Genomic DNA, 20389 nt, shown 5'->3' on the forward strand with positions numbered 1-20389 from the left:
AAAGAACGCATGACCTGGATAAGGCCACTGTTACAGCCTTAAGAGATCCTTTGTCCCTTTCGTGTCGTTACTCACAGCGCTGCGCGGAAGCTCAGGCCTTTGGTCCTGTGCTCCCGCGCGGGCCCTGCACGGAGGGGTCAGCCGGAGACGCTCGCCCGCCCGTTCTCGATGTGCCCCATGAGCCGTCGGCGGAAGCCGCCGGGAACGGTCACCTCGACGTCGTACCAGCCGTGCGCGTCGGCCGCCGAGTGCACGAGGGTACGGCTCCTGCCGGGCTTCACCTTGACCGTACGGGTCCAGTCGCGGAGGTCGTCCCGGTCCACGTAGCCGAGCGGGCGGACGGTGAAGGAGACCGGCGCGGTGCCCGTGTTCCGTACGGTGAGGTGCAGGTCACGGTCACGATGATCGATGTGCGTGGCGAGGTCGGCGCCGCCCGCCGCCGGGCCCTCGAACTCGCGGCGGAAGCCGTTGGGGCCGGTGATCGTGAACCGGTAATGATCACGCGTAAGGGGTACGGCCCATCGCGCCGTGCCCCTTACATCCCGGTGCTGGGGGACGGCGAACTCACCGGCGTACGGGTACAGCGCGAAGTGTGCGGAGGCCTTCCCGCTGTTCGTGAGGTCGACGGTGAGCGCACCGCCGCCGACCCGCGCCTGGGCGTCCGGCTGGTACGGCAGCGGGCGGGCCGGGCGGGTGCCCGGCTCCTGGACCGGCATCTGCTGGACGGCCGGGGGCTGCGGGCGCCAGCGGCCGGAGAACGGCGGGATCGGGCCGGGCTCGTCGACGTCGGGCTGCCGGTGGGCGCGCCGGAAGTCGAAGGCGGAGGTGAGGTCGCCGGTGACGGCGCGCCGCCACGGGGTGATGTTGGGCTCCTTGATGCCGGTGAGCTGCTCCAGGAACCGGATCACGGAGGTGTGGTCGAAGGTCTCGGAGCAGACGTAGCCGCCGACCGACCAGGGCGAGACGACGAGCAGTGGGACGCGGATGCCGAGGCCGGTGGGCAGGCCCTTCCAGCGCTCGTCCGTGTTGTCGGCCGGCGGGACGGGCGGCGGCACGTGGTCGAAGAAGCCGTCGTTCTCGTCGTAGTTGATCAGGACGACGGTGTGGCGCCAGACGTCCGGGTGCGAGCCGAGGGCGTCGAGCACCTTGTAGACGAGCGAGGCGGAGGCGATCGGCGAGGAGGAGCCGGGGTGCTCGGAGTCGATCGCGGACGGGACGAGGTACGAGACCTCGGGGAGCGTTCCGGCGGCCACGTCGGCGCGGAAGGCGTCGGCGAGCCTTCCGGTCTCGACGCGGCGCAGGCCGCGCTCGAAGAGCGAACGCTCGGAGGTGGTGAGCGTGGCGACGCCGTCCTCGAGGGCGGCGAGCAGACGGGCCCGCTCGGCGGCGTCGTCCGTGTCGCGGACGGCGGCGTAGAAGGACTCCATGAAGGTGTGCCCGCCGGTGGGGGCCAGGGCCTTGCGGGCGATCTTCTTGAACGAGGTGAAGAACTCGATGTTGTTGTCGGTGAAGTTCTCCCACTCGGTGTACGTCTTCCAGGTCCGCCCGGCCGCTTCGAGACGCTCGGCGTAGGTGGGCCAGGGGTAGCCGGGGTGGGTGCCCTCGGCGTACGCGGCGTTGGTCACGGCGCGGCTGCCGTCGGCCTCGTAGCCGGTCCAGCCGGACCAGAGGTGGTTGCGGTTGGGGCTCGTCGAGGTGTGGGTGGACGAGTGGTAGGCGTCGCAGATGGTGAAGGTGTCGGCGAGCTCGTAGTGCAGCGGGATGTCCTGGCGGTCGTAGTACGCCATCGTCGCCGCGGTCTTGGCGGAGACCCAGCCGTCCATCCAGCCGTCGTGCCAGGCCTTGGCGCCGCCGCTCCAGGAGTGGTCGAGGTCGCCGATGTACTGGAGGTCCTTCTTCTGCGTCTCGGCGGCGCCGCGGATCGGGAACGGCAGCACGGTCCGGCCGAGCGCGGCGGGCTGCTCGAACACCGGTGTACCGGAGGGGAGCTCGATCGCGTTGCGGTCGCCGAAACCGCGGACACCGCGGAGGGTGCCGAAGTAGTGGTCGAAGGACCGATTCTCCTGCATGAGGATCACGACGTGGCGGACGGCCGACATACCCCCGGCCGGCGGTCCCGCGGCGATCGCTTCCTGGAGCGACGGCGGGAGCAGCGAGCCCGCAGCGGCGGCGCCGAGCGCGCCTCCGCCCAGCGCGAGGACCCTGCGGCGGGACATCCGGGACTTCTCGGGGGACAAGACCGACCTCCAGTCGACGGCCAATGGTTCGCCTTCGAGCCATTGGGTGGTACCCCGGGGACGGTAGTGAGGCCGGATGACGCGCGGAAGACCCGACGCGGGCCGCGCGGTGAACGTCCAACACCCGGTGACAGGAGTCCAAGCGCGGAGATATTCGCTGCCGTGCCGGTCGATGGGCGTGCAGACTCGATCCATGGCGGACATGTGGGCGTTCCGGGACGCGGTCGGTGAATGGGCGGCGGGCGGTCCCGGCGGACCGGCGAGCGAGCTGGCGGTCCGACTGGGGCTGCGGACGGCGGTGTTGCTGGAAGGTCCGAGCGACCTCGCGGCCGTCGAGACGCTGGCCGCCCGGCGGGGCCGGGACCTCGGCGCCGAGGGCGTGTGCGTGGTGTCGATGGGCGGGGCGATGAACGTGGGCCGGTACGCGGGCCTCCTCGGGCCGCCCGGTCTCGGTCTGCGCCTGACAGGGCTGTGCGACGGGCGCGAGGAGCGGTACTACGACCGCGGTCTGGAACGGGCCGGGGCTCCGCGCGACGGCATCTTCGTGTGCGTGGCGGACCTGGAGGACGAACTCATCCGCACCCTGGGCACGGAGAGGGTCGAGGAGATCGTCCGCGCCGAGGACGACGACCTGCGCGCCTGGCAGACGTTCCTACGCCAGCCGGCCCAGCACGGCCGGGACCGCCATCAGCAGCTGCGGCGCTTCCTCGGTACGAAGAAGGGCCGCAAGATCCGCTACGGCACTCTGCTGGTCGAGGCCCTCGCCCCCGACCGGGCCCCGGCCCCGCTCGACGGCCTCCTCGGGAGCCTGTGACCGCCGGGCTCAGATGCCGGTGGAACTCGCACCAGACGATCTTGCCGGGGTTCCGCTCCCCCACACCCCACCGGTCGGCCAGCGCCGCGACGAGGAGGAGCCCGCGCCCGGACTCGCGGCGGGTTCACGGAGGGCCGGGGTGCCGTCGCCGCTGTCGTGGACCTCGATACGGAGCGTGGGGCCGGGGCAGCCGGGGCCCCTCAGGGCGAGGTGCAGGGCGTAGCCGCGGCCGGGCGGGGCTCCGTGGAGGAGGGCGTTGGTGGCGAGTTCGCTCACGCACAACAGTACGTCGTCCGCACGGGCCTCCAGGCTCCATTCGGTCAGGACCTTGCGCGTGAAGTCGCGGGCGAGGGGGACGGATCGGCGCTCACAGCGGAAGAACGCCTGGTGTTGAAGGGTGAGTTGGTCGGTCATGGCGTCACGATGACGACTCGCGCCTCATGCGCCCCAGGGGGGAAGCCGTACAAATTCTTTGTACGGGACGGAAATGCGTCGGGTACGCGCGCGGAGGGGAAGGCAGTGCCCATGCAGCCAGGGAAGAAACCCGAGAAGAAGGTCCCTTCGTGGGAAGTGGTCGGCGCGCTCGTGGGCCTCTACCGGAAGCACGCGGGCATGACACAGCCACAGCTCGCGTCGCTCGTCTGCGTCGGACTGGAGACGCTGGGGTCGATCGAGCAGGGGCGGCGGCCGTTACGGCTGAAGCTCGCGGAGGGGCTGGACGAACTGCTCCAGACGAAGGGGGCGTTGACGGCGACGGTGGAGAAGGTCCCGCAGAGGGAGCGGTATCCGGCGTTCGCGCAGGAGTTCATCGATCTTGAAGAAGCGGCGCTCAGCCTGCTCTCGTACGAGAACCAGGTCGTGCCCGGTCTCCTCCAGACACCTGAGTACGCGGGCGCCGTCTTCGACTGCCTCTATCCGCCCATCACCGAGCAGGAGGCCAAGGAGCGGCTGCTGGGCCGAATTGACCGACAGCGCATCTTCGAGCAGAAGCCCTGGCCGCCGATGATGACCTTCGTTCTGGACGAGTCCGAACAGTCGCACCACGCACGCGGGGCTCGACGGGCCCATGGCCCTTATCGAGACCCCGGAGCATCAGCACCTCGCCTACATCGAAGGCCAGCGCGTCAGCTTCCTCATCGAGGATGCCGACGAGGTCGGGATCCTTCAGCTGAAGTATGGAATGCTGCGATCACAGGCCTCACGCCAGAGGAAACCAAGGGCCTGCTGGATCGTCTGGCAGGAGTGACATGAGCGCAGCAGAACTTTCGTGGTTCAAGTCCAGCTACAGCGGAAGCGACGGCGGCAACTGCCTCGAAGTCGCCTACGACTGGCGCAAGTCGAGCTACAGCGGCAGCGAGGGCGGGGCCTGCGTCGAGGTCGCCGCTCACCCCGCCGCCGTCCACGTCCGAGACTCCAAGCTCGCCGACAGGAGCCCCGTCTTCACCGTCTCCCCCACCGCCTGGGCCGAGTTCATCGCGGAAGCGACGTGTTAGAGGAGTCGCTGACCGCCCTGGCCGCCGCCGGTGGCGGGGCCGTTGTCGCCGCCATGGCCTCCGACGCCTGGCAGGTCACCCGGGACGGAGTCGTACGGTTGTTCCGGGGGCGCGCGGAGGTCGCAGGGCGGCTTGAGGAGGACGCCGCCCTGGTCGCCGGAGCCGAGGACGCCGACGAGGCGCGGCAGGCGCTCGTGCCCGCCTGGGCCCTGCGGCTCCGCGCTCTCCTCGCCGAGCACCCGGAGTACGCCGACGAACTGCGCGAGCTGATACGGGACGCCCCGGGCGCCCAGCACTCCGTGCAGCGCAACACCGCCCACGACAACGGGCGCGTCTTCGGGGTCCAGTACGGGAACATCGTCTTCCATCGCGACCCGGGCGCGTGAGCTTCGAGCAGCACGTCACCGCGCTCTCCGGATACGCGTACGGCGTCATCGGGGCCGACATCCATGTGTTCGGAGACGGGTCGCCCGTCTACCTCCTCCAGAACTGGCGTCCCGCGCCCTCGGCCGACCCCGAGTGGCTGCGGGAGTTACCGAGCCGGATGCTCAACTCCCGTTTCGAGGTGGTGCCGTTCACCGGGCGGGAGGCCGAGCTCGCCGACCTGCGCGCGTGGCGTGACCAGGGGACCCGGCTCTCCGTCCGCTGGATGCACGCGCCCGGCGGGCAGGGCAAGACCCGCCTCGCAGCACGGTTCGCGAACGAGACCCTGCAAGCGGGCTGGCGGGTCGTCGCCGCCACCAACGGCCCGGGGTCGGTCCAGCCGCCGCCCGGCAGCCAGGACCTGACGATCGACGGGCACCCCGGCGTCCTGCTGGTCGTCGACTACGCGGACCGGTGGCCGCTCACCCACCTCACCTGGCTGTTCAGCAACGCCCTGCTCCACCGGCCCGGGCTGCCGACGAGGGTTCTGCTGCTCGCCCGTACCGCCGATGCCTGGCCCGCCCTACGCGCCTCGCTCGCCAACCACCAGGCCGCCACCTCCAGCCATGCCCTGGGCGAGCTTCCCGGCGGCACCAGCGCTCGCGCCGCGATGTACACGGCCGCCCGGGACGCCTTCGCCGTACGGTACGCAGTCCCGGCCGCGCCCGGCCCCCCTCCCCCGTACGGGCTGACCCTCGCCCTCCACATGGCCGCCCTCGTCTCCGTGGACGCCCATGCGCGCGGACGCCGGCCGCCCACCGATCTCGCCGGTCTGACCGTCTACCTGCTCGACCGCGAGCATCTGCACTGGGGCACCCTCTTCGCCCGGGGCGGGCCGTACGCCACCCCTCCCCCGGCCATGAACCGGGCCGTCTTCGCCGCCGCGCTCACCGGGTCGCTCGACCGGCTCGCCGGCTCGGCCGTCGTGGCCGGGCTCGACACCGGCCTGGCCCCCGGCCGGGTCCTCGACGACCACGCCTTCTGCTACCCGGCCGCCGAGCCCGGGCGCGCTACCGTCATGGAGCCGCTCTATCCCGACCGGCTCGCCGAGGACTTCCTCGCCCTCACCCTCCCGGGGCACAGCGCCGACTACCCGGCCATGGACTGGGCCGCGCCCACCACCGCGAACCTGGTCGGTCCGCACGCCGAGCGCGCGGTCACCTTTCTGGCGGCCGCGGCCCAGCGCTGGCCGCATCTCGGGCCACGGCACCTCTACCCGCTCCTGGCCGCCGAGCCGGGCCTCGCGCTCGCCGCCGGCGGCGCCGCCCTGAGCGCGCTCGCCGCCCTGGACGACGTACCGGCCCAACTGGTCTCCGCCATCGTGGGCCGATTCCCGGTACGTCGCCATGTCGACCTCGACGCGGGCATGGCGGTCCTCACCGAGCGGCTCGCCGGCCATCTGCTCGTCCTCGACAACGGTCCGGCCGCACGCGGGGTGGCCTACGCCGAGCTGGCCAACCGGCTCGAGAACGCCGGTCGTCCCGACGAGGCCCTGACGGCGGCCCGGCGGGCCGTCGACGCGTACGGCGAGACCGACGACATCGGCTCACTCGCCGGCGCTCTGAGCCGTCTCGCCACCTGCCTGGGCCTCCTCGGGCAGCACGAGGAGGCCCATGACACGGCCGTCGAGGCCGCCGCCCTGACGGGGCGACTCGCCCGGACCGAACCCGCGCTGTACGAAGGTACGCATGCCGGGCTCATCAGCAACGTCGGTATATGGCTCGCCGCGACGGGTCGCCCGGAGGAGGCCCTCGCCACGGGTGAGCGGGCGGTGGCGATCTGGCGGCGGATCGCCGCGGCGGACCCCGTCCACGAGGAGTTCCTGGCGAACGCGCTGCACGGCCTCGCCAACTATCTCTCCGACCTCGGCCATTGGCCGGCGGCGGCCGAGGCGGGGCGGGAGGCGGTGGCGACCCGTCGGCGGCTCGCCGCACAGGACCCTGCGGCTCACGAGCCCGACCTCGCGAAGTCGCTCACCAACCTGGCCGACCACCTCGCCCTCCAGGGCCACCGGGCGGAAGCCCTGGCGCTCTCCGAGGAGGCGACCTCGCTCCTGCGCCGGCTCGCGAAGGTCAACGCGGCCGCGCACGAACCGGACTTCGCCAACGCCCTCCTGAGTCTGGGCGTCGACCTCGGGGAGGCGGGTCGGACGGCCGAGGCCGTCGACGCCACCGCCGAGACCACCGCGATCCGCCGCCGTCTCGCCGCAGCGAACCTCGCCGGCCACGAGAAGGTCCTGGCGATGTCGCTGTCGAACCTGAGCAGGTTCCTCGTGGAAGCGGGGCGTCCGGCCGAAGCCCTGGGACCCGTGGAGGAGGCCGTCGCGATCCACGAGAGGCTGTTCGCCGGGAATCGTGACCTCCACGGGGCCGACCTCGCCATGTCACTCTCCAACCTGGGCCTGTGCCTGGAGGCGGCGGGGAGGCGCTCCGAGGGGCTCGCCGTCACCCGGCGCGCCGTCGAGCTGTACCGCGCGGCAGTGGCCCGCACCCCCGCCGCGTACACCTTCGACCTGGCGAGGATCCTCAACAACCTGGGGCGCTTCCTCGCCCTCGACGGTCGGTGGCAGGAGGCGCTGGGGCCGGTAGACGAGGCGATCGGCCTGGCCGAACGGTCCTCGCCCGCCAACCCGCCCGCTTACGCCGAGCTGCTCGCCCATCTGAGGAAGACCCGCTCCGGCTGTCTCACGATGCTACGAAGAGGGCGGCGTCCCGGGTCGTGAGACCCGGGACGCCGCCCTTGTTCGCGTACCAGTCAGACGCTCAGCCCTCGGAGACGCCCAGGCGCTCCAGGATCAGGTCCTTCACGCGCGCCGCGTCCGCCTGGCCGCGAGTGGCCTTCATGACCGCGCCGACCAGGGCGCCGACCGCGGCCACCTTGCCGCCGCGGATCTTGTCGGCGATGCCCGCGTTGGCCGCGATGGCCTCGTCGACGGCCGTGCCGAGCGCACCCTCATCGGAGACGACCTTCAGGCCGCGCTTCTCGACGACCTCGTCCGGGCCGCCCTCGCCGGCCAGCACGCCCTCGATGACCTGGCGGGCCAGCTTGTCGGTGAGGTCGCCGGAGGCCACCAGCTCGGTCACCCGGGCCACCTGCGCCGGGGTGATCGGCAGCTCGTCCAGGGCCGTGCCCGACTCGTTGGCGGAGCGGGCCAGCTCGCCCATCCACCACTTGCGGGCCTGGTCCGCCGGAGCACCGGCGTCCGTGGTCGCGACGATCAGGTCGACCGCGCCCGCGTTGAGGATCGACTGCATGTCGTGCTCCGACACACCCCACTCCTCACGGAGCCGGTTGCGGCGCACGCGCGGCAGCTCGGGCAGCCCGGCACGCAGCTCCTCGACCCACTCACGGGCCGGGGCGACGGGGACGAGGTCGGGCTCCGGGAAGTACCGGTAGTCCTCGGCGTTGTCCTTGATCCGGCCGGAGGTGGTGGAGCCGTCGTCCTCGTGGAAGTGACGGGTCTCCTGCACGATCGTGCCGCCCGACTGGAGGACGGCCGCGTGGCGCTGGATCTCGAAGCGCGCCGCCCGCTCCACCGAACGGAGCGAGTTGACGTTCTTCGTCTCCGAGCGGGTGCCGAAGGTCGTGGTGCCGTGGGGGCGCAGCGACAGGTTCACGTCGCAGCGCATCTGGCCCTTGTCCATCCGCGCCTCGGAGACGTCCAGCGCGCGGATCAGCTCGCGCAGCTCGGCGACGTACGCCTTGGCGACCTCGGGGGCACGCTCGCCCGCGCCCTCGATCGGCTTGGTGACGATCTCGATGAGCGGGATGCCGGCCCGGTTGTAGTCCAGCAGGGAGTGGGACGCGCCGTGGATCCGGCCGGTGGCGCCGCCGACGTGCAGCGACTTGCCGGTGTCCTCCTCCATGTGGGCGCGCTCGATCTCCACGCGGAAGATCTCCCCGTCCTCCAGCTGGACGTCCAGATAGCCGTTGAAGGCGATCGGCTCGTCGTACTGCGAGGTCTGGAAGTTCTTCGGCATGTCCGGATAGAAGTAGTTCTTCCGGGCGAAGCGGCACCATTCGGCGATCTCGCAGTTCAGCGCGAGACCGATCTTGACGGCCGACTCGACGCCGATCGCGTTGACGACCGGGAGCGAGCCGGGCAGACCCAGACAGGTCGGGCAGGTCTGCGAGTTGGGCTCGGCGCCCAGCTCGGTCGAGCAGCCGCAGAACATCTTGGTCTTCGTGCCGAGCTCGACATGGACCTCCAGGCCCATGACGGGGTCGTACGCAGCGAGCGCCGCGTCGTACGACAGCAGTTCAGTGACGGTCACAGTGAGACTTTCCCTCTCAGCCCAGCAGGACGTCGTCGTCGCCCAGGCGCTTCAGCTCCCGGTAGAGGATCGCCAGGCCGGTAACGATGGCGGCGGCGGACACGGCGGAGTCGATCAGCCGCAGCATGTCGTTGTCGTTGCGGGCCATCTTGGCCTGCTTCGCGACGCTGATGGCGCCGAACGCGGTGGTCGCCAGCGAGACGTAGACGCCGGTCTTGGACTTCTTGAAGTTCTTGGCCTTCTTTGCCATGGCACTCATAGCGACGGAGCCTCCTCAAGCAGCGGGTGACCCCACTTTTCCACGAAGGCGGCCTCGACGGCGGCGCCGACCTTGTACAGCCGGTCGTCCTTCATGGCGGGGGCGATGATCTGCAGCCCGACGGGGAGGCCGTCCTCCGGCGCGAGGCCGCAGGGCAGCGACATGGCGGCGTTGCCCGCCAGGTTGGTCGGGATGGTGCACAGGTCCGCGAGGTACATCGCCATCGGGTCGTCGGCGCGCTCGCCGATCGGGAAGGCGGTGGTGGGGGTCGTCGGGGAGACGATCACGTCCACCTGCTCGAAGGCCTGCTCGAACTCACGGGTGATGAGCGTGCGGACCTTCTGCGCCGAGCCGTAGTACGCGTCGTAGTAGCCGGAGCTCAGCGCGTACGTACCGAGGATGATGCGGCGCTTGACCTCGTCGCCGAAACCGGCCTCACGGGTGAGGGCGGTGACGTCCTCGGCCGACTTCGTACCGTCGTCGCCGACCCGCAGGCCGTAGCGCATGGCGTCGAAGCGGGCCAGGTTGGAGGAGCACTCCGACGGCGCGATCAGGTAGTACGCCGAAAGGGCGAGGTCGAAGGTCGGGCAGTCCAGCTCGACGATCTCGGCACCCAGCTCCTTGAGGAGCTCGACGGACTCGTCGAAGCGCTGCACGACACCGGCCTGGTAGCCCTCGCCGCGGAACTGCTTGACGACACCGACACGCATGCCGGCGACGGAGCCGTTGCGGGCGGCCTCGACGACCGGCGGGACCGGGGCGTCGATGGAGGTCGAGTCCAGCGGGTCGTGCCCGGCGATGGCCTCGTGCAGCAGGGCCGCGTCCAGGACCGTACGGGCGCAGGGGCCGCCCTGGTCGAGGGAGGAGGAGAAGGCCACCATGCCGAAGCGGGAGACCCCGCCGTAGGTCGGCTTGACGCCGACGGTGCCGGTGACGGCGGCGGGCTGGCGGATCGAGCCGCCGGTGTCCGTGCCGATGGCGAGGGGCGCCTCGTACGCGGCGAGGGCGGCGGAGGAGCCACCGCCGGAGCCGCCGGGGATCCGGGTCAGGTCCCAGGGGTTGCCGGTGGGGCCGTAGGCGCTGTTCTCGGTGGAGGACCCCATGGCGAACTCGTCCATGTTGGTCTTGCCGAGGATGACGACGTCGGCGGCCTTCAGGTTCTTCACCAGGGTCGCGTCGTACGGCGGGATCCAGCCTTCGAGGATCTTCGAGCCGACGGTCGTCGGCACGCCGACGGTGGTGAAGATGTCCTTGAGCGCCAGGGGGACGCCGGCCAGCGGGCCGAGCTTCTCGCCCTTGGCGCGCTTCTCGTCCACGGCGCGGGCCTGGGCGAGGGCGCCCTCGCGGTCGACGTGCAGGAAGGCGTGGACCTTCTCGTCGACGGCCTCGATCCTGGCGAGGTGGGCCTCGGTCACCTCGACGGCGGTGAGCTCGCCGGAGGCGATCTTCGCGGCGATCTCGGCGGCCGTGAGCTTGATGATGTCCGTCATGTGATTAGTCCTCCCCCAGGATCTGCGGCACCTTGAAACGCTGCTGCTCCTGGGCCGGGGCGCCGGAGAGCGCCTGCTCGGGGGTGAGCGACGGACGGACCTCGTCCGCGCGCATGACGTTCGTCAGCGGCAGCGGGTGGGAGGTCGGCGGTACGTCTTGGTCGGCGACCTCGGAGACGCGGGCGACCGCGCCGATGATGTCGTCGAGCTGACCGGCGAAGTGATCGAGCTCTTCGCCCTTCAGCTCCAGACGCGCCAGCCGTGCGAGGTGGGCGACCTCCTCGCGCGTGATGCCAGGCATGCGATCCTCACGGGGTGAGTTTGATGGTGTTGGCCCAATCCTATGGGGCCCGCACCGCTACCCGTGAAACGGTTGCCCGCCGCCCGCCGCGCGGCTACTGCACCACCTGGCCGGAGGACTGGTCGAGGTCCACGGCAGCGGCCGCCTCGGCGGCCTGCATCGCGGCCTCCTCCGAGGGGCGGCGCCAGCCGCGTTCGCCGCGGGCGAGCAGCCAGGCGGTGGTCTCGGCCGGGGGCATCGCGGCGGCCACCAGCCAGCCCTGGACGGCGTCGCAGCCCAGGTCCCGCAGGCGCTCCCAGGTCTCGTCGTCCTCGACGCCCTCGGCGACCACGAGCAGGCCGAGCGAGTGGGCGAGGTCGAGGGTGCAGCGCACGATCTCGGCGTCCTCGGCGTCGACGGCGAGCCGGGCGACGAAGGAGCGGTCGATCTTCAGCTCGCTCACCGGGAGGCGCCGCAGGTGGACCAGGGAGGAGTAGCCGGTGCCGAAGTCGTCCAGGGACATCTTCACGCCGTGGCCGGTCAGCCCGGCCATGGTGTCGGCGGCGCGCTGCGGGTCCTCCAGGAGCACGTGTTCCGTTATCTCCAGCTGCAGGGCCCCTGCCGGGACGCCGTGCCGGGCCAGGCGGGCGGCGACCGCGCCGGCGAAGCCGGGGGTGTGGACGTCCCGGGGCGAGACGTTCACGGCCACAGGAACGTTCAACCCCTGGGCACGCCACCGGGCCACCTGCGCGAGCGCGGTCTCCAGGACGTACTCGGTGAGGTGGGGCATCAGGCCCGAGGACTCGGCGATGGCGATGAACTCGTCCGGGGGGACCCGCCCGCGCTCCGGGTGCACCCAGCGCACCAGAGCCTCCAGGCCGGCGACCTGTCCGTCGAAGCGGACCTTGGGCTGGTAGTGGAGCTCGACCTCGCCGGCGTCCAGGGCGCGCCGCAGGTCGCCGAGGAGTCCGAGCCGGTCAGGGGTGTTGGAGTCGCGCTTGGACTCGTACACCTCGACGCCCGTACGGTCCCGCTTGGCCTGGTACATGGCGACGTCGGCCCGGCGCAGGAGCCCCTCGGCGTCGAGCGCGTGGTCGGGGAAGACCGCGACGCCGGCGCTGGCCTCCAGGACGAGGGTGAGGCCGTCCAGGTCGAGCGGCGAGGAAAGCTCGGCGACCAGGTGGCGGGCGACGCGCTGGGCGCTGGTGGTGGAGTCGGCGGTGGGGAGCAGGACGGCGAACTCGTCGCCGCCGAGCCGCGCGGCCTCCGCCCCGCGCGGCAGGGCGAGCTTGAGCCGCTCGGCGATCTGGAGGAGCAGCCGGTCCCCGGCGAGATGGCCGAGGGTGTCGTTGACCGAGCGGAAACGGTCGAGGTCGATCAGGACGAGGGCCGAGCGGGCGCCCTCCCCCTCGGCCTCCTCAAGGGCGGTCCAGGCCCGCTCCAGGAGCCACTGGCGGTTCGGCAGCCCGGTGAGCGGGTCGCGCAGCTGCTCCTCGGCGCGGGCGCGGGCGATCCAGAGGGTGGAGTCGAGGGCGATGAGCGGGACGGCGAAGAGCGGCAGCAGGATCGGCTGGGCGACGGCGACGACGCAGATCAGCGGGGCGATGCCGAGCAGGGCGACCGCGACGAGGCCCTGCCGGAGCAGGGCGGTGCGGGCGACGGTCGGCAGTCCGCCGCTGCGGGGCGAGAGGGCGTACCAGAGGAGCAGCCGGGTCACCATGAGGTAGGTGCCGGCGGCGAGCACGACTTCCGGTACGTCGGCGATCCCCCAGTCGGGGGGCTGCCAGGGGTGCTCGACCGTCGGTACGTCTCCGAACGCGGCGAGCACCAGGGCGGCGGCGCCGACGCCGAGGACGTCCACGGCGCCGTGCAACAGGCCCTGGCGCCAGCGGTGCCGGCGGGCCGCGCCGACCAGGAGGACGACGGCCATGGAGACGAGTCCGGCGGGCACCCAGCCGTAGAGGAGCAGGACGGCGAGGGTGAGGGCGGCGCCGGAGCCGGTGCCGCCCCACCAGCGGTCGCGGCCGAGGGCGACCAGGTGTCCGACGATGAGTCCGGTGAGGACCGCGAGGGACCAGCCTTCGGCGCCGCCGGGGAAGAGTCCGTGGCCGGCGCTCAGGACGTGGTAGAGCCCGGTGACGAGCGCGCCGGCGGCGAGCCCCACCACCGCTCCGGGCAGCCCGGAGGTGATGCCCACGAAGGCCGCGCGGGCACGCGGCCGTGAGACCGGGGCGGCGGCACTCTCGGTCGGTTTCATTCCGTCCCTCTCACAGCCGGCGGTGCCGATGCAACGCGATGGGCCGTTGTCATGCCGCCACGACCGGCAGAGCCCTCACGCGGCCGTGCGCGACAGACGCACGGTCTCAACACTAGGCCGCGGAGGGCTCCGACGGGCAGCGCTCTCCATGTCTTGCCCGAATGCGACCTGGCCACCCGTAACGATCTGGTATGCGCCAAACGGGTGACGTTCGCGCGGCCGCCGCTCCGGCTCCCTCCCGGCTATCCCTCGACCGGAACCGCGGCCTCCCGAGCGGCCTCGGGCCCTTGTTCGAGCAGCACGCCGAAACCGTCCTCGTCGAGAACCGGAACCTTCAGCTGCATCGCCTTGTCGTACTTGGACCCGGGGTTCTCGCCGACCACCACGAAGTCGGTCTTCTTCGAAACGGAACCGGTGACCTTCGCACCGCGGCTCTGGAGCGACTCTTTTGCGCCATCCCTGGTGAAGTTCTGCAGGGTGCCGGTGACGACGACGGTCAGTCCCTCCAGCGGACGCGGCCCCTGCTCCTCGCCGGCGCCCTCGTCCTCGAACGCCACTCCCGCCGCACGCCACTTGCGCACGATCTCGCGGTGCCACTCCTCGGAGAACCAGTCCTTCACCGCCGTGGCGATGATCCCGCCGACCCCGTCGACGGCCGCCAGCTCCTCCTCGCTCGCCTGCTCGATCCGCTCCAGGGAGCGGAACTCGCGGGCCAGCGCCTGGGCGGCGACGGGGCCCACGTGCCGGATGGAGAGGCCGTTGATGAACCGGGCGAGCGGGCGGGCCTTGGCCGCCTCGATGTTCGCCAGCATGGCAAGCGCGTTCTTCTTCGGCTCGCCCTTCTGGTTGGCGAAGACCGTGACGACCTTCTCCTCGCCGGTCTTCGGGTCCCGCTTGGGCAGCCCGCTGTCGGAGTCGAGGACGTACGCCTTGATCGGCAGGAGCTGCTCGATGGTGAGGTCGAAGAGATCGCCCTCGTCGACCAGAGGCGGCTCGGCCGGCTCCAGGGGGCGCGTCAGCGCGGCCGCGGCCACCGAGCCGAAGTTCTCGATGTCCAGGCACTCACGGCCCGCCAGATAGAAGAGACGTTCACGCAGTTGGGCGGGGCAGGTCCGCGCGTTGGGGCAGCGCAGATCGATGTCGCCCTCCTTCATGGCCCGCAGCGGCGTCCCGCACTCGGGGCACTCGGCGGGCATCACGAACTCCCGCTCGGTGCCGTCCCGCAGGTCGGCGACGGGGCCGAGGATCTCCGGGATGACGTCACCGGCCTTGCGCAGCACGACCGTGTCACCGATCAGCACGCCCTTGGCCTTCACGACCTCCTGGTTGTGGAGCGTGGCGAACTCGACCTCCGAACCGGCGACCGTGACCGGCTCCACCTGGGCGTACGGAGTGACCCGGCCCGTCCGGCCGACACCGACCTTGATGTCGACCAGCTTGGTGTTGACCTCCTCGGGCGCGTACTTCCAGGCGATCGCCCAGCGCGGGGCGCGCGCGGTGGAGCCGAGCCGGCCCTGGAGCGGGATCTCGTCCAGCTTGACGACGACCCCGTCGATCTCGTGCTCCACGGAGTGGCGGTTCTCGCCGAAGTACGCGATGAACTCCCGTACCTCGTCGAGCGAGGCCACGACCTTGTTGTGCCGGGCGGTCGGCATGCCCCACTCGCGCAGCAGCTCGTACGCCTGGCTGAGGCGGTCGATGTCCAGGCCCTCGCGGGCGCCGATGCCGTGAACGACCATCCGGAGCGGGCGGGTCGCGGTGACCTTCGGGTCCTTCTGCCGGAGCGAACCGGCCGCCGCGTTGCGCGGGTTGGCGAAGGGCTTGTCGCCCGCCTCCACCAGACGCGCGTTCAGCCCTTCGAAGGCCTCCATCGGGAAGTAGACCTCGCCGCGGATCTCGACGAGCTCCGGGACGCGGTCCCCGTGCAGCCGGTCCGGGATGTCGGCGATCGTGCGGACGTTGGGCGTGATGTCCTCGCCGGCCCGGCCGTCGCCCCGGGTGGCCGCCCGGGTCAACCTGCCGCGCTCGTACGTCAGGTTGACCGCGAGGCCGTCGACCTTCAGCTCGCACAGCAGGTGGTAGTCGGGCGTGCCGACGTCACGGGCGGTCCGCTCGGCCCAGGCGGCCAGTTCCAGGTCGTCGAAGGCGTTGTCGAGGGAGAGCATGCGCTCCCGGTGCGCGACGGAGGTGAACTCCGTCTCGTACTGCCCCGCGACCTTCTGCGTCGGCGAGTCCGGCGTGCGCAGCTCGGGGTACTCCTCCTCCAGCGCCTCCAGGGAGCGCAGGAGCTTGTCGAACTCGCCGTCGCTGATGACCGGCTGGTCCCTCACGTAGTACCGGAAGCGGTGCTCCTCGACCTGCTCGGCCAGGTCCGCGTGCTTCTCCCGTGCCTCGGCGGGCAGGGCCCCCTGTTCGACTGCCACCGTTACTCGTCCTCCCGTTGCCTCTGACCGAAGTCACTCAGGGTTGTCCGCGAGCGATCTCGCCGCCCGGGCGCAGTGGGCGAGGGCCGCGCGGGCATACGCGGGCGAAGCGCCCGCGAGACCGCACGTGGGGGTGACCACCACGGACTCGGCGAGAGTCCCCGGATTCAGCCCCAGCCTGCGCCACAGCGTCCTGACACCCATGACGCTACCGCCCGGGTCGGACAATGCCGTGTCGGTGGACGGCACCACGCCCACGAAGAGCTTGGTGCCGGCCTCGACGGCCTCGCCGATCGGCTCCTCGTCACGTTCGGTGAGGAGACCGAAGTCGAACGAGACCCCGGAGACACCGGTCCGCCGCAGCAGCCCGAACGGCACCTCGGGGGCGCAGGAGTGGACGACGACCGGGCCGTCGTGGACCGCGACCACCTCGCGCAGCGCGCTCTCGACGACCTGCCGGTCGACGGCGCGGTACGTGCGGTAGCCGCTGGCGGTACGGACATGGCCGCGCAGGACGGCCGTGAGGGAGGGCTCGTCGAGCTGGAGGACGAGCCGGGCGCCCGGGATCCGCTTGCGGAGTTCGGCGAGGTGGGCGCGGAGGCCCTCGGTGAGGGAGCCCGTGAGGTCCCGGCAGGCGCCGGGGTCGCCGAGGGCGGCCTCGCCACCGCGCAGTTCGAGCGCCGCGGCGAGCGTCCATGGGCCCACGGCCTGGACCTTGAGCGGGCCCTCGTAGCCCTGGGTGAACTCCTCCAGGGCGTCGAGGTCCTCGCCGAGCCAGGAGCGGGCACGCCGGGTGTCGCGGCCCGGCCGGTCGCTGACCCGCCATCCGCTCGGCTCCACGTGCGCGTACATCTCGACGAGCAGTCCGATGGTCCGCCCGATCATGTCGGCACCGGGGCCGCGCGCGGGCAGTTCGGCGAGGAAGGGGAAGTCCTCGAAGGAGCCGGTGACGGTCCTGGCGGCCTCGCGGGCGTCACCGCCCGGCAGGGAGCCGACGCCGGTGGCGGGCCCCCAGGGGAACTCTTGCTGCTCGCTCGTCTCGCTCAATGTTCCTGGCGTCTCGCTCACTGTTCCTGGTTCCTACCGTCCCGGACGGACGGTCAGGTCGTTGATCTCCGCGTCACGCGGGAGGTCGACGGCCGTGAGGATCGTGGTCGCGACCGATTCGGGGTCGATCCACTGCGAGGGGTCGTACTCCTTGCCCTCCTGGGCGTGGACCTTCGCCTGCATCGGGCTGGCGGTGCGGCCCGGGTAGACGGAGGTGACCCGCACCCCGTTGCCGTGCTCCTCGTGGCGCAGGGAGTCGGCGAGCGCCTTCAGGCCGTGCTTGGAGGCGGCGTAGGCGCTCCACTCGGCGTGGGCGTTGAGCCCGGCGCCGGAGTTGACGAAGACCACGTGGCCCTGGGAGACGCGGAGCTGGGGCAGGAAGTGCCGGGTCAGCTCGGCCGGGGCGACGAGGTTGACGTTGAGCTGGTGGCGCCAGGTCTTGGGGGTGAGGTCGCCGACCGGGCCGAGGTCGACCACACCCGCGATGTGCAGGAGCGTGTCGACCCGCTCGGGCAGGCTCTGGTGCGAGAACGCCCAGGACAGCCGGTCGGGGTCGGCGAGGTCGCCGACGAGGGTCCTGGCGCCGGGGAACTCGGCGGCGAGCTCCTTGGCCCGGCCGGCGTCGCGCGCGTGGAGCACGAGTTCGTCCCCGCGCGCGTGGAGCCGTCGCGCGACCGCCGCGCCGATGCCGGAACCTGCCCCGGTGATCACATGAGTAGCCATGGGGACCATGGTCCCATCACCGTGCGGCGATCGACTCCTCAAGGTGGGCGAGAGCGGATTCGCCGTCCTCGGCGAAGAACACCAGGTCGGCGAGGGGCAGCGGCAGGAAGCCCTCCGCCTCCATGCGCTGGAACTGCGCCTTCAGTCCGTCGTAGAACCCGGCCGTGTTCAGCAGGACCACCGGCTTGGTGTGCTTGCCGTGCTTCCTCAGCTCCAGGACCTCGGTGGCCTCGTCCAGGGTGCCGGTGCCACCGACCATGATCACGATCGCGTCGGACTTGGCCAGGAGCAGCGCCTTCCGCGCTGCGAGGTCCTTGGTGACGATCATCTGGTCCGCGCCGGGCCGGGCCTTCGCGGCGAGGAACTCGACCGAGACGCCGACGAGCCGGCCGCCCGCCTCCTCCACCCCGTCCGCGACGACCTTCATCAGGCCGACGTCGGAGCCGCCCCACACCAGGGTGTGGCCCGCCTTCCCGAGCCGTTCGGCGAAGTCGCGGGCGGGGGCGGTGTAGCGCTCGTCGAGGTCGGCGGCGGAGAGGAAGACGCAGATGTTCATGGCTCCCACCGTATCCCTCACATCCCTGACCTCGGCTTTCAAGATTCTTTCGGGAATTTCCTTGCCACGCCGATGAGTTCCGGGAGCGCGTCCGGTCAGCACTGGCATGGACGAGATGAGCGACACTCTGCACAGGGTCCGGGGGCGGGTCAGGTCGGCGGACGGGACGAGGATCGCGTACGAGCGGCGCGGGGAGGGGGCCGCGGTGATCCTCGTGGGCGGGGCCCTGTCGACGGCCGGTACGGAACAGCCGCTGGCCGATCTTCTGGCGCCGCACTACGCGGTCGTGACCTACGACCGGCGGGGGCGGGGCGGGAGCGGCGACACGGGGCCGTACGGGGTGCGGCGGGAGGTCGACGATCTGGCGGCGCTGATCGACGAGGTGGGTGGCCGGGCCTTCGTGCACGGCGTCTCGTCGGGCGGGGCGCTGGCCCTCGCGGCGGCGGCCGGCGGGCTGCCGATCGAGCGGCTGTCGGTCTTCGAGCCGCCGTTCTCCACGGAGGCCGGGGCCCGGGACGCCTTCGCATGGCGCCGGCGGCGGCTGGCCGGGCTCCTCGACGGCGGGCAGCGGGGTGCCGCCGTCGAGCTGTTCCTGAGGGAGGGGGCGGGACCGGAGCGGGGAGGGCCGCAGCTGGAGGCCGTCGCGCACACCCTCGCGTACGACCACGCGGTCCTGGGCGACGGGACCGTACCGGCGGCGCGGCTGGGACGGGTCCACACGCGGGCGCTCGTGGTCGACGGCGGGGCGAGCCCTGCCCGGACGCGCCGCGCGGCGATGGCGGTCGCGACGGCCCTCCCGCGCGGCCGCCATCGCACCCTGACCGGTCAGACGCACCAGGTGGCACCGCACGTCCTGGCGCCGGTCCTGGAGGAGTTCTTCGAGGAGGAGTGACGGGATCCGTCGGAGACCCGCCGGGCAGGTACGCGTACCCGCGTCAGACCGTCGCCGTCGCCTCGCGTCGTACCGTCGTCGCGATCGTCGCCGAGCCCACCACGCGCGTGTCGTCGTACAGCACGATCGCCTGGCCGGGGGCCACGCCCCGGACCGGCTCGTCGAAGGTGACCGTCAGCTCGCCGTCCTCCAGCGCCGCCGTCACCGCCGTCTCGCCGCCGTGGGCGCGCAGCTGGGCGGTGTAGCGGCCGGAGCCCTCCGGAGCCGTGCCGCACCAGCGCGGCTTGATCGCCGTCAGGCCGGTGACGTCGAGCGCCTCGACCGGACCGACCGTGACCGTGTTGTTCACGGGCGAGATGTCCAGGACGTAGCGCGGCTTGCCGTCCGGCGCCGGGTGGCCGATCCGCAGGCCCTTGCGCTGGCCGATGGTGAAGCCGTACGCACCCTCGTGGGTGCCCACCTTCGCCCCCGACTCGTCGACGATGTCGCCCTCCGCCCGGCCGAGTCGGGAGGCCAGGAAGCCCTGGGTGTCGCCGTCGGCGATGAAGCAGATGTCGTGGCTGTCGGGCTTCTTCGCCACCGCGAGACCGCGCCGCTCCGCCTCCGCCCGGATCTCGTCCTTGGTGGTGAGGGTGTCGCCCAGCGGGAACATCGCGTGGGCGAGCTGCTTCTCGTCCAGGACACCGAGGACGTACGACTGGTCCTTGGCCATGTCGGAGGCGCGGTGCAGCTCGCGCGAGCCGTCCTCGTTGAGCACGACGGTGGCGTAGTGACCGGTGCAGACCGCGTCGAAGCCGAGTGCGAGCGCCTTGTCGAGCAGGGCCGCGAACTTGATCTTCTCGTTGCAGCGCAGGCACGGGTTGGGGGTGCGGCCCGCCTCGTACTCCGCGACGAAGTCGTCGACGACGTCCTCGCGGAAGCGCTCGGCGAGGTCCCAGACGTAGAACGGGATGCCGATGACGTCGGCCGCGCGGCGGGCGTCGCGGGAGTCCTCGATGGTGCAGCAGCCGCGCGCACCGGTACGGAAGGACTGCGGGTTCGCGGAGAGCGCCAGGTGGACGCCGGTGACGTCGTGCCCGGCTTCGGCGGCGCGGGCGGCGGCGACGGCGGAGTCGACGCCGCCGGACATGGCGGCGAGGACACGGAGGGGGCGCTGCGGCGGAGTCTGAGTCATAGCCCTACCAGGGTACGGGGCTCCGGGAACCGCGGTCGCGTGAGTAA

General features: G+C 71.8%; 17 protein-coding genes and 1 pseudogene. 6 read left to right on the forward strand and 12 right to left on the reverse strand.

Features of this window, described 5'->3' with window-relative positions; translation table 11 throughout:
• Window positions 1–137: 137 nt before the first annotated feature.
• On the reverse strand, window positions 138–2216 hold the full coding sequence (locus ACZ3OF_RS21530) for a phosphocholine-specific phospholipase C (RefSeq protein WP_467306238.1): 2079 nt from the start codon (window positions 2214–2216) through the stop codon (window positions 138–140).
• Between the two features lie 214 nt (window positions 2217–2430).
• On the opposite strand from ACZ3OF_RS21530, the gene ACZ3OF_RS21535 reads away from it, so the two are divergent.
• Complete coding sequence (locus ACZ3OF_RS21535) at window positions 2431–3051, forward strand: TOPRIM nucleotidyl transferase/hydrolase domain-containing protein (RefSeq protein ID WP_467306240.1); 621 nt, start codon at window positions 2431–2433, stop codon at window positions 3049–3051.
• Window positions 3052–3073: 22 nt separating this feature from the next.
• On the opposite strand, the pseudogene ACZ3OF_RS21540 reads toward ACZ3OF_RS21535, so the two are convergent.
• Window positions 3074–3465 (reverse strand): annotated as a pseudogene (locus ACZ3OF_RS21540) (ATP-binding protein); the annotation flags it as partial.
• A 111-nt stretch (window positions 3466–3576) separates the two neighbouring features.
• Here ACZ3OF_RS21540 and ACZ3OF_RS21545 point away from each other — a divergent pair.
• The 4 genes from ACZ3OF_RS21545 to ACZ3OF_RS21560 are packed head-to-tail and all read left to right on the forward strand — an operon-like array spanning window position 3577 to window position 7689.
• Entirely contained in the window at window positions 3577–4302 is a 726-nt protein-coding gene (locus ACZ3OF_RS21545; protein WP_467306242.1) for a Scr1 family TA system antitoxin-like transcriptional regulator, read from the forward strand.
• Window positions 4299–4544: a DUF397 domain-containing protein gene (locus ACZ3OF_RS21550; protein WP_361672275.1), complete on the forward strand. Its 246-nt coding sequence runs from the start codon at window positions 4299–4301 to the stop codon at window positions 4542–4544. Before ACZ3OF_RS21545 ends, ACZ3OF_RS21550 begins: the two co-directional genes overlap by 4 nt.
• Window positions 4538–4930: a hypothetical protein gene (locus ACZ3OF_RS21555; RefSeq protein WP_361672277.1), complete on the forward strand. Its 393-nt coding sequence runs from the start codon at window positions 4538–4540 to the stop codon at window positions 4928–4930. Before ACZ3OF_RS21550 ends, ACZ3OF_RS21555 begins: the two co-directional genes overlap by 7 nt.
• On the forward strand, window positions 4927–7689 hold the full coding sequence (locus tag ACZ3OF_RS21560; RefSeq protein ID WP_467306246.1) for a tetratricopeptide repeat protein: 2763 nt from the start codon (window positions 4927–4929) through the stop codon (window positions 7687–7689). The genes ACZ3OF_RS21555 and ACZ3OF_RS21560 overlap by 4 nt, the downstream gene beginning before the upstream one ends.
• Window positions 7690–7729: 40 nt before the next feature.
• Here ACZ3OF_RS21560 and gatB read toward each other — a convergent pair whose 3' ends face one another.
• From gatB to ACZ3OF_RS21605, 9 genes are all read right to left on the reverse strand, one after another.
• A complete protein-coding gene (gatB, locus tag ACZ3OF_RS21565; RefSeq protein ID WP_361672283.1) occupies window positions 7730–9241 on the reverse strand; it encodes an Asp-tRNA(Asn)/Glu-tRNA(Gln) amidotransferase subunit GatB in 1512 nt (503 codons plus the stop codon).
• Between the two features lie 16 nt (window positions 9242–9257).
• Window positions 9258–9500: a hypothetical protein gene (locus tag ACZ3OF_RS21570; RefSeq protein ID WP_361434582.1), complete on the reverse strand. Its 243-nt coding sequence runs from the start codon at window positions 9498–9500 to the stop codon at window positions 9258–9260.
• Complete coding sequence (gatA, locus tag ACZ3OF_RS21575; RefSeq protein ID WP_361672286.1) at window positions 9497–10990, reverse strand: Asp-tRNA(Asn)/Glu-tRNA(Gln) amidotransferase subunit GatA; 1494 nt, start codon at window positions 10988–10990, stop codon at window positions 9497–9499. Before gatA ends, ACZ3OF_RS21570 begins: the two co-directional genes overlap by 4 nt.
• Window positions 10991–10994: 4 nt before the next feature.
• Window positions 10995–11291, reverse strand: a complete 297-nt coding sequence (gatC, locus tag ACZ3OF_RS21580; protein ID WP_015036350.1) for an Asp-tRNA(Asn)/Glu-tRNA(Gln) amidotransferase subunit GatC — start codon at window positions 11289–11291, stop codon at window positions 10995–10997.
• 94 nt (window positions 11292–11385) lie between these two features.
• Window positions 11386–13527 (reverse strand): putative bifunctional diguanylate cyclase/phosphodiesterase, encoded by a 2142-nt coding sequence (locus ACZ3OF_RS21585; protein ID WP_467306250.1) that lies wholly within the window; start codon window positions 13525–13527, stop codon window positions 11386–11388.
• Between the two features lie 242 nt (window positions 13528–13769).
• Complete coding sequence (gene ligA, locus ACZ3OF_RS21590) at window positions 13770–15950, reverse strand: NAD-dependent DNA ligase LigA (RefSeq protein WP_467306252.1); 2181 nt, start codon at window positions 15948–15950, stop codon at window positions 13770–13772.
• A gap of 33 nt (window positions 15951–15983) precedes the next feature.
• On the reverse strand, window positions 15984–17018 hold the full coding sequence (locus tag ACZ3OF_RS21595; RefSeq protein ID WP_467306254.1) for a methionine synthase: 1035 nt from the start codon (window positions 17016–17018) through the stop codon (window positions 15984–15986).
• A 12-nt stretch (window positions 17019–17030) separates the two neighbouring features.
• On the reverse strand, window positions 17031–17729 hold the full coding sequence (locus tag ACZ3OF_RS21600) for an SDR family oxidoreductase (protein WP_361599790.1): 699 nt from the start codon (window positions 17727–17729) through the stop codon (window positions 17031–17033).
• 7 nt (window positions 17730–17736) lie between these two features.
• Window positions 17737–18276: an LOG family protein gene (locus ACZ3OF_RS21605; RefSeq protein WP_467306256.1), complete on the reverse strand. Its 540-nt coding sequence runs from the start codon at window positions 18274–18276 to the stop codon at window positions 17737–17739.
• Between the two features lie 106 nt (window positions 18277–18382).
• On the opposite strand from ACZ3OF_RS21605, the gene ACZ3OF_RS21610 reads away from it, so the two are divergent.
• Complete coding sequence (locus ACZ3OF_RS21610) at window positions 18383–19168, forward strand: alpha/beta fold hydrolase (RefSeq protein WP_467306258.1); 786 nt, start codon at window positions 18383–18385, stop codon at window positions 19166–19168.
• 43 nt (window positions 19169–19211) lie between these two features.
• Here the strand turns inward: ACZ3OF_RS21610 and mnmA are convergent, their stop codons facing one another.
• Window positions 19212–20342 (reverse strand): tRNA 2-thiouridine(34) synthase MnmA, encoded by a 1131-nt coding sequence (mnmA, locus tag ACZ3OF_RS21615; RefSeq protein ID WP_361672296.1) that lies wholly within the window; start codon window positions 20340–20342, stop codon window positions 19212–19214.
• Window positions 20343–20389: the final 47 nt, after the last annotated feature.

It is taken from the genome of Streptomyces sp. NPDC022552 (genome assembly GCF_055561875.1).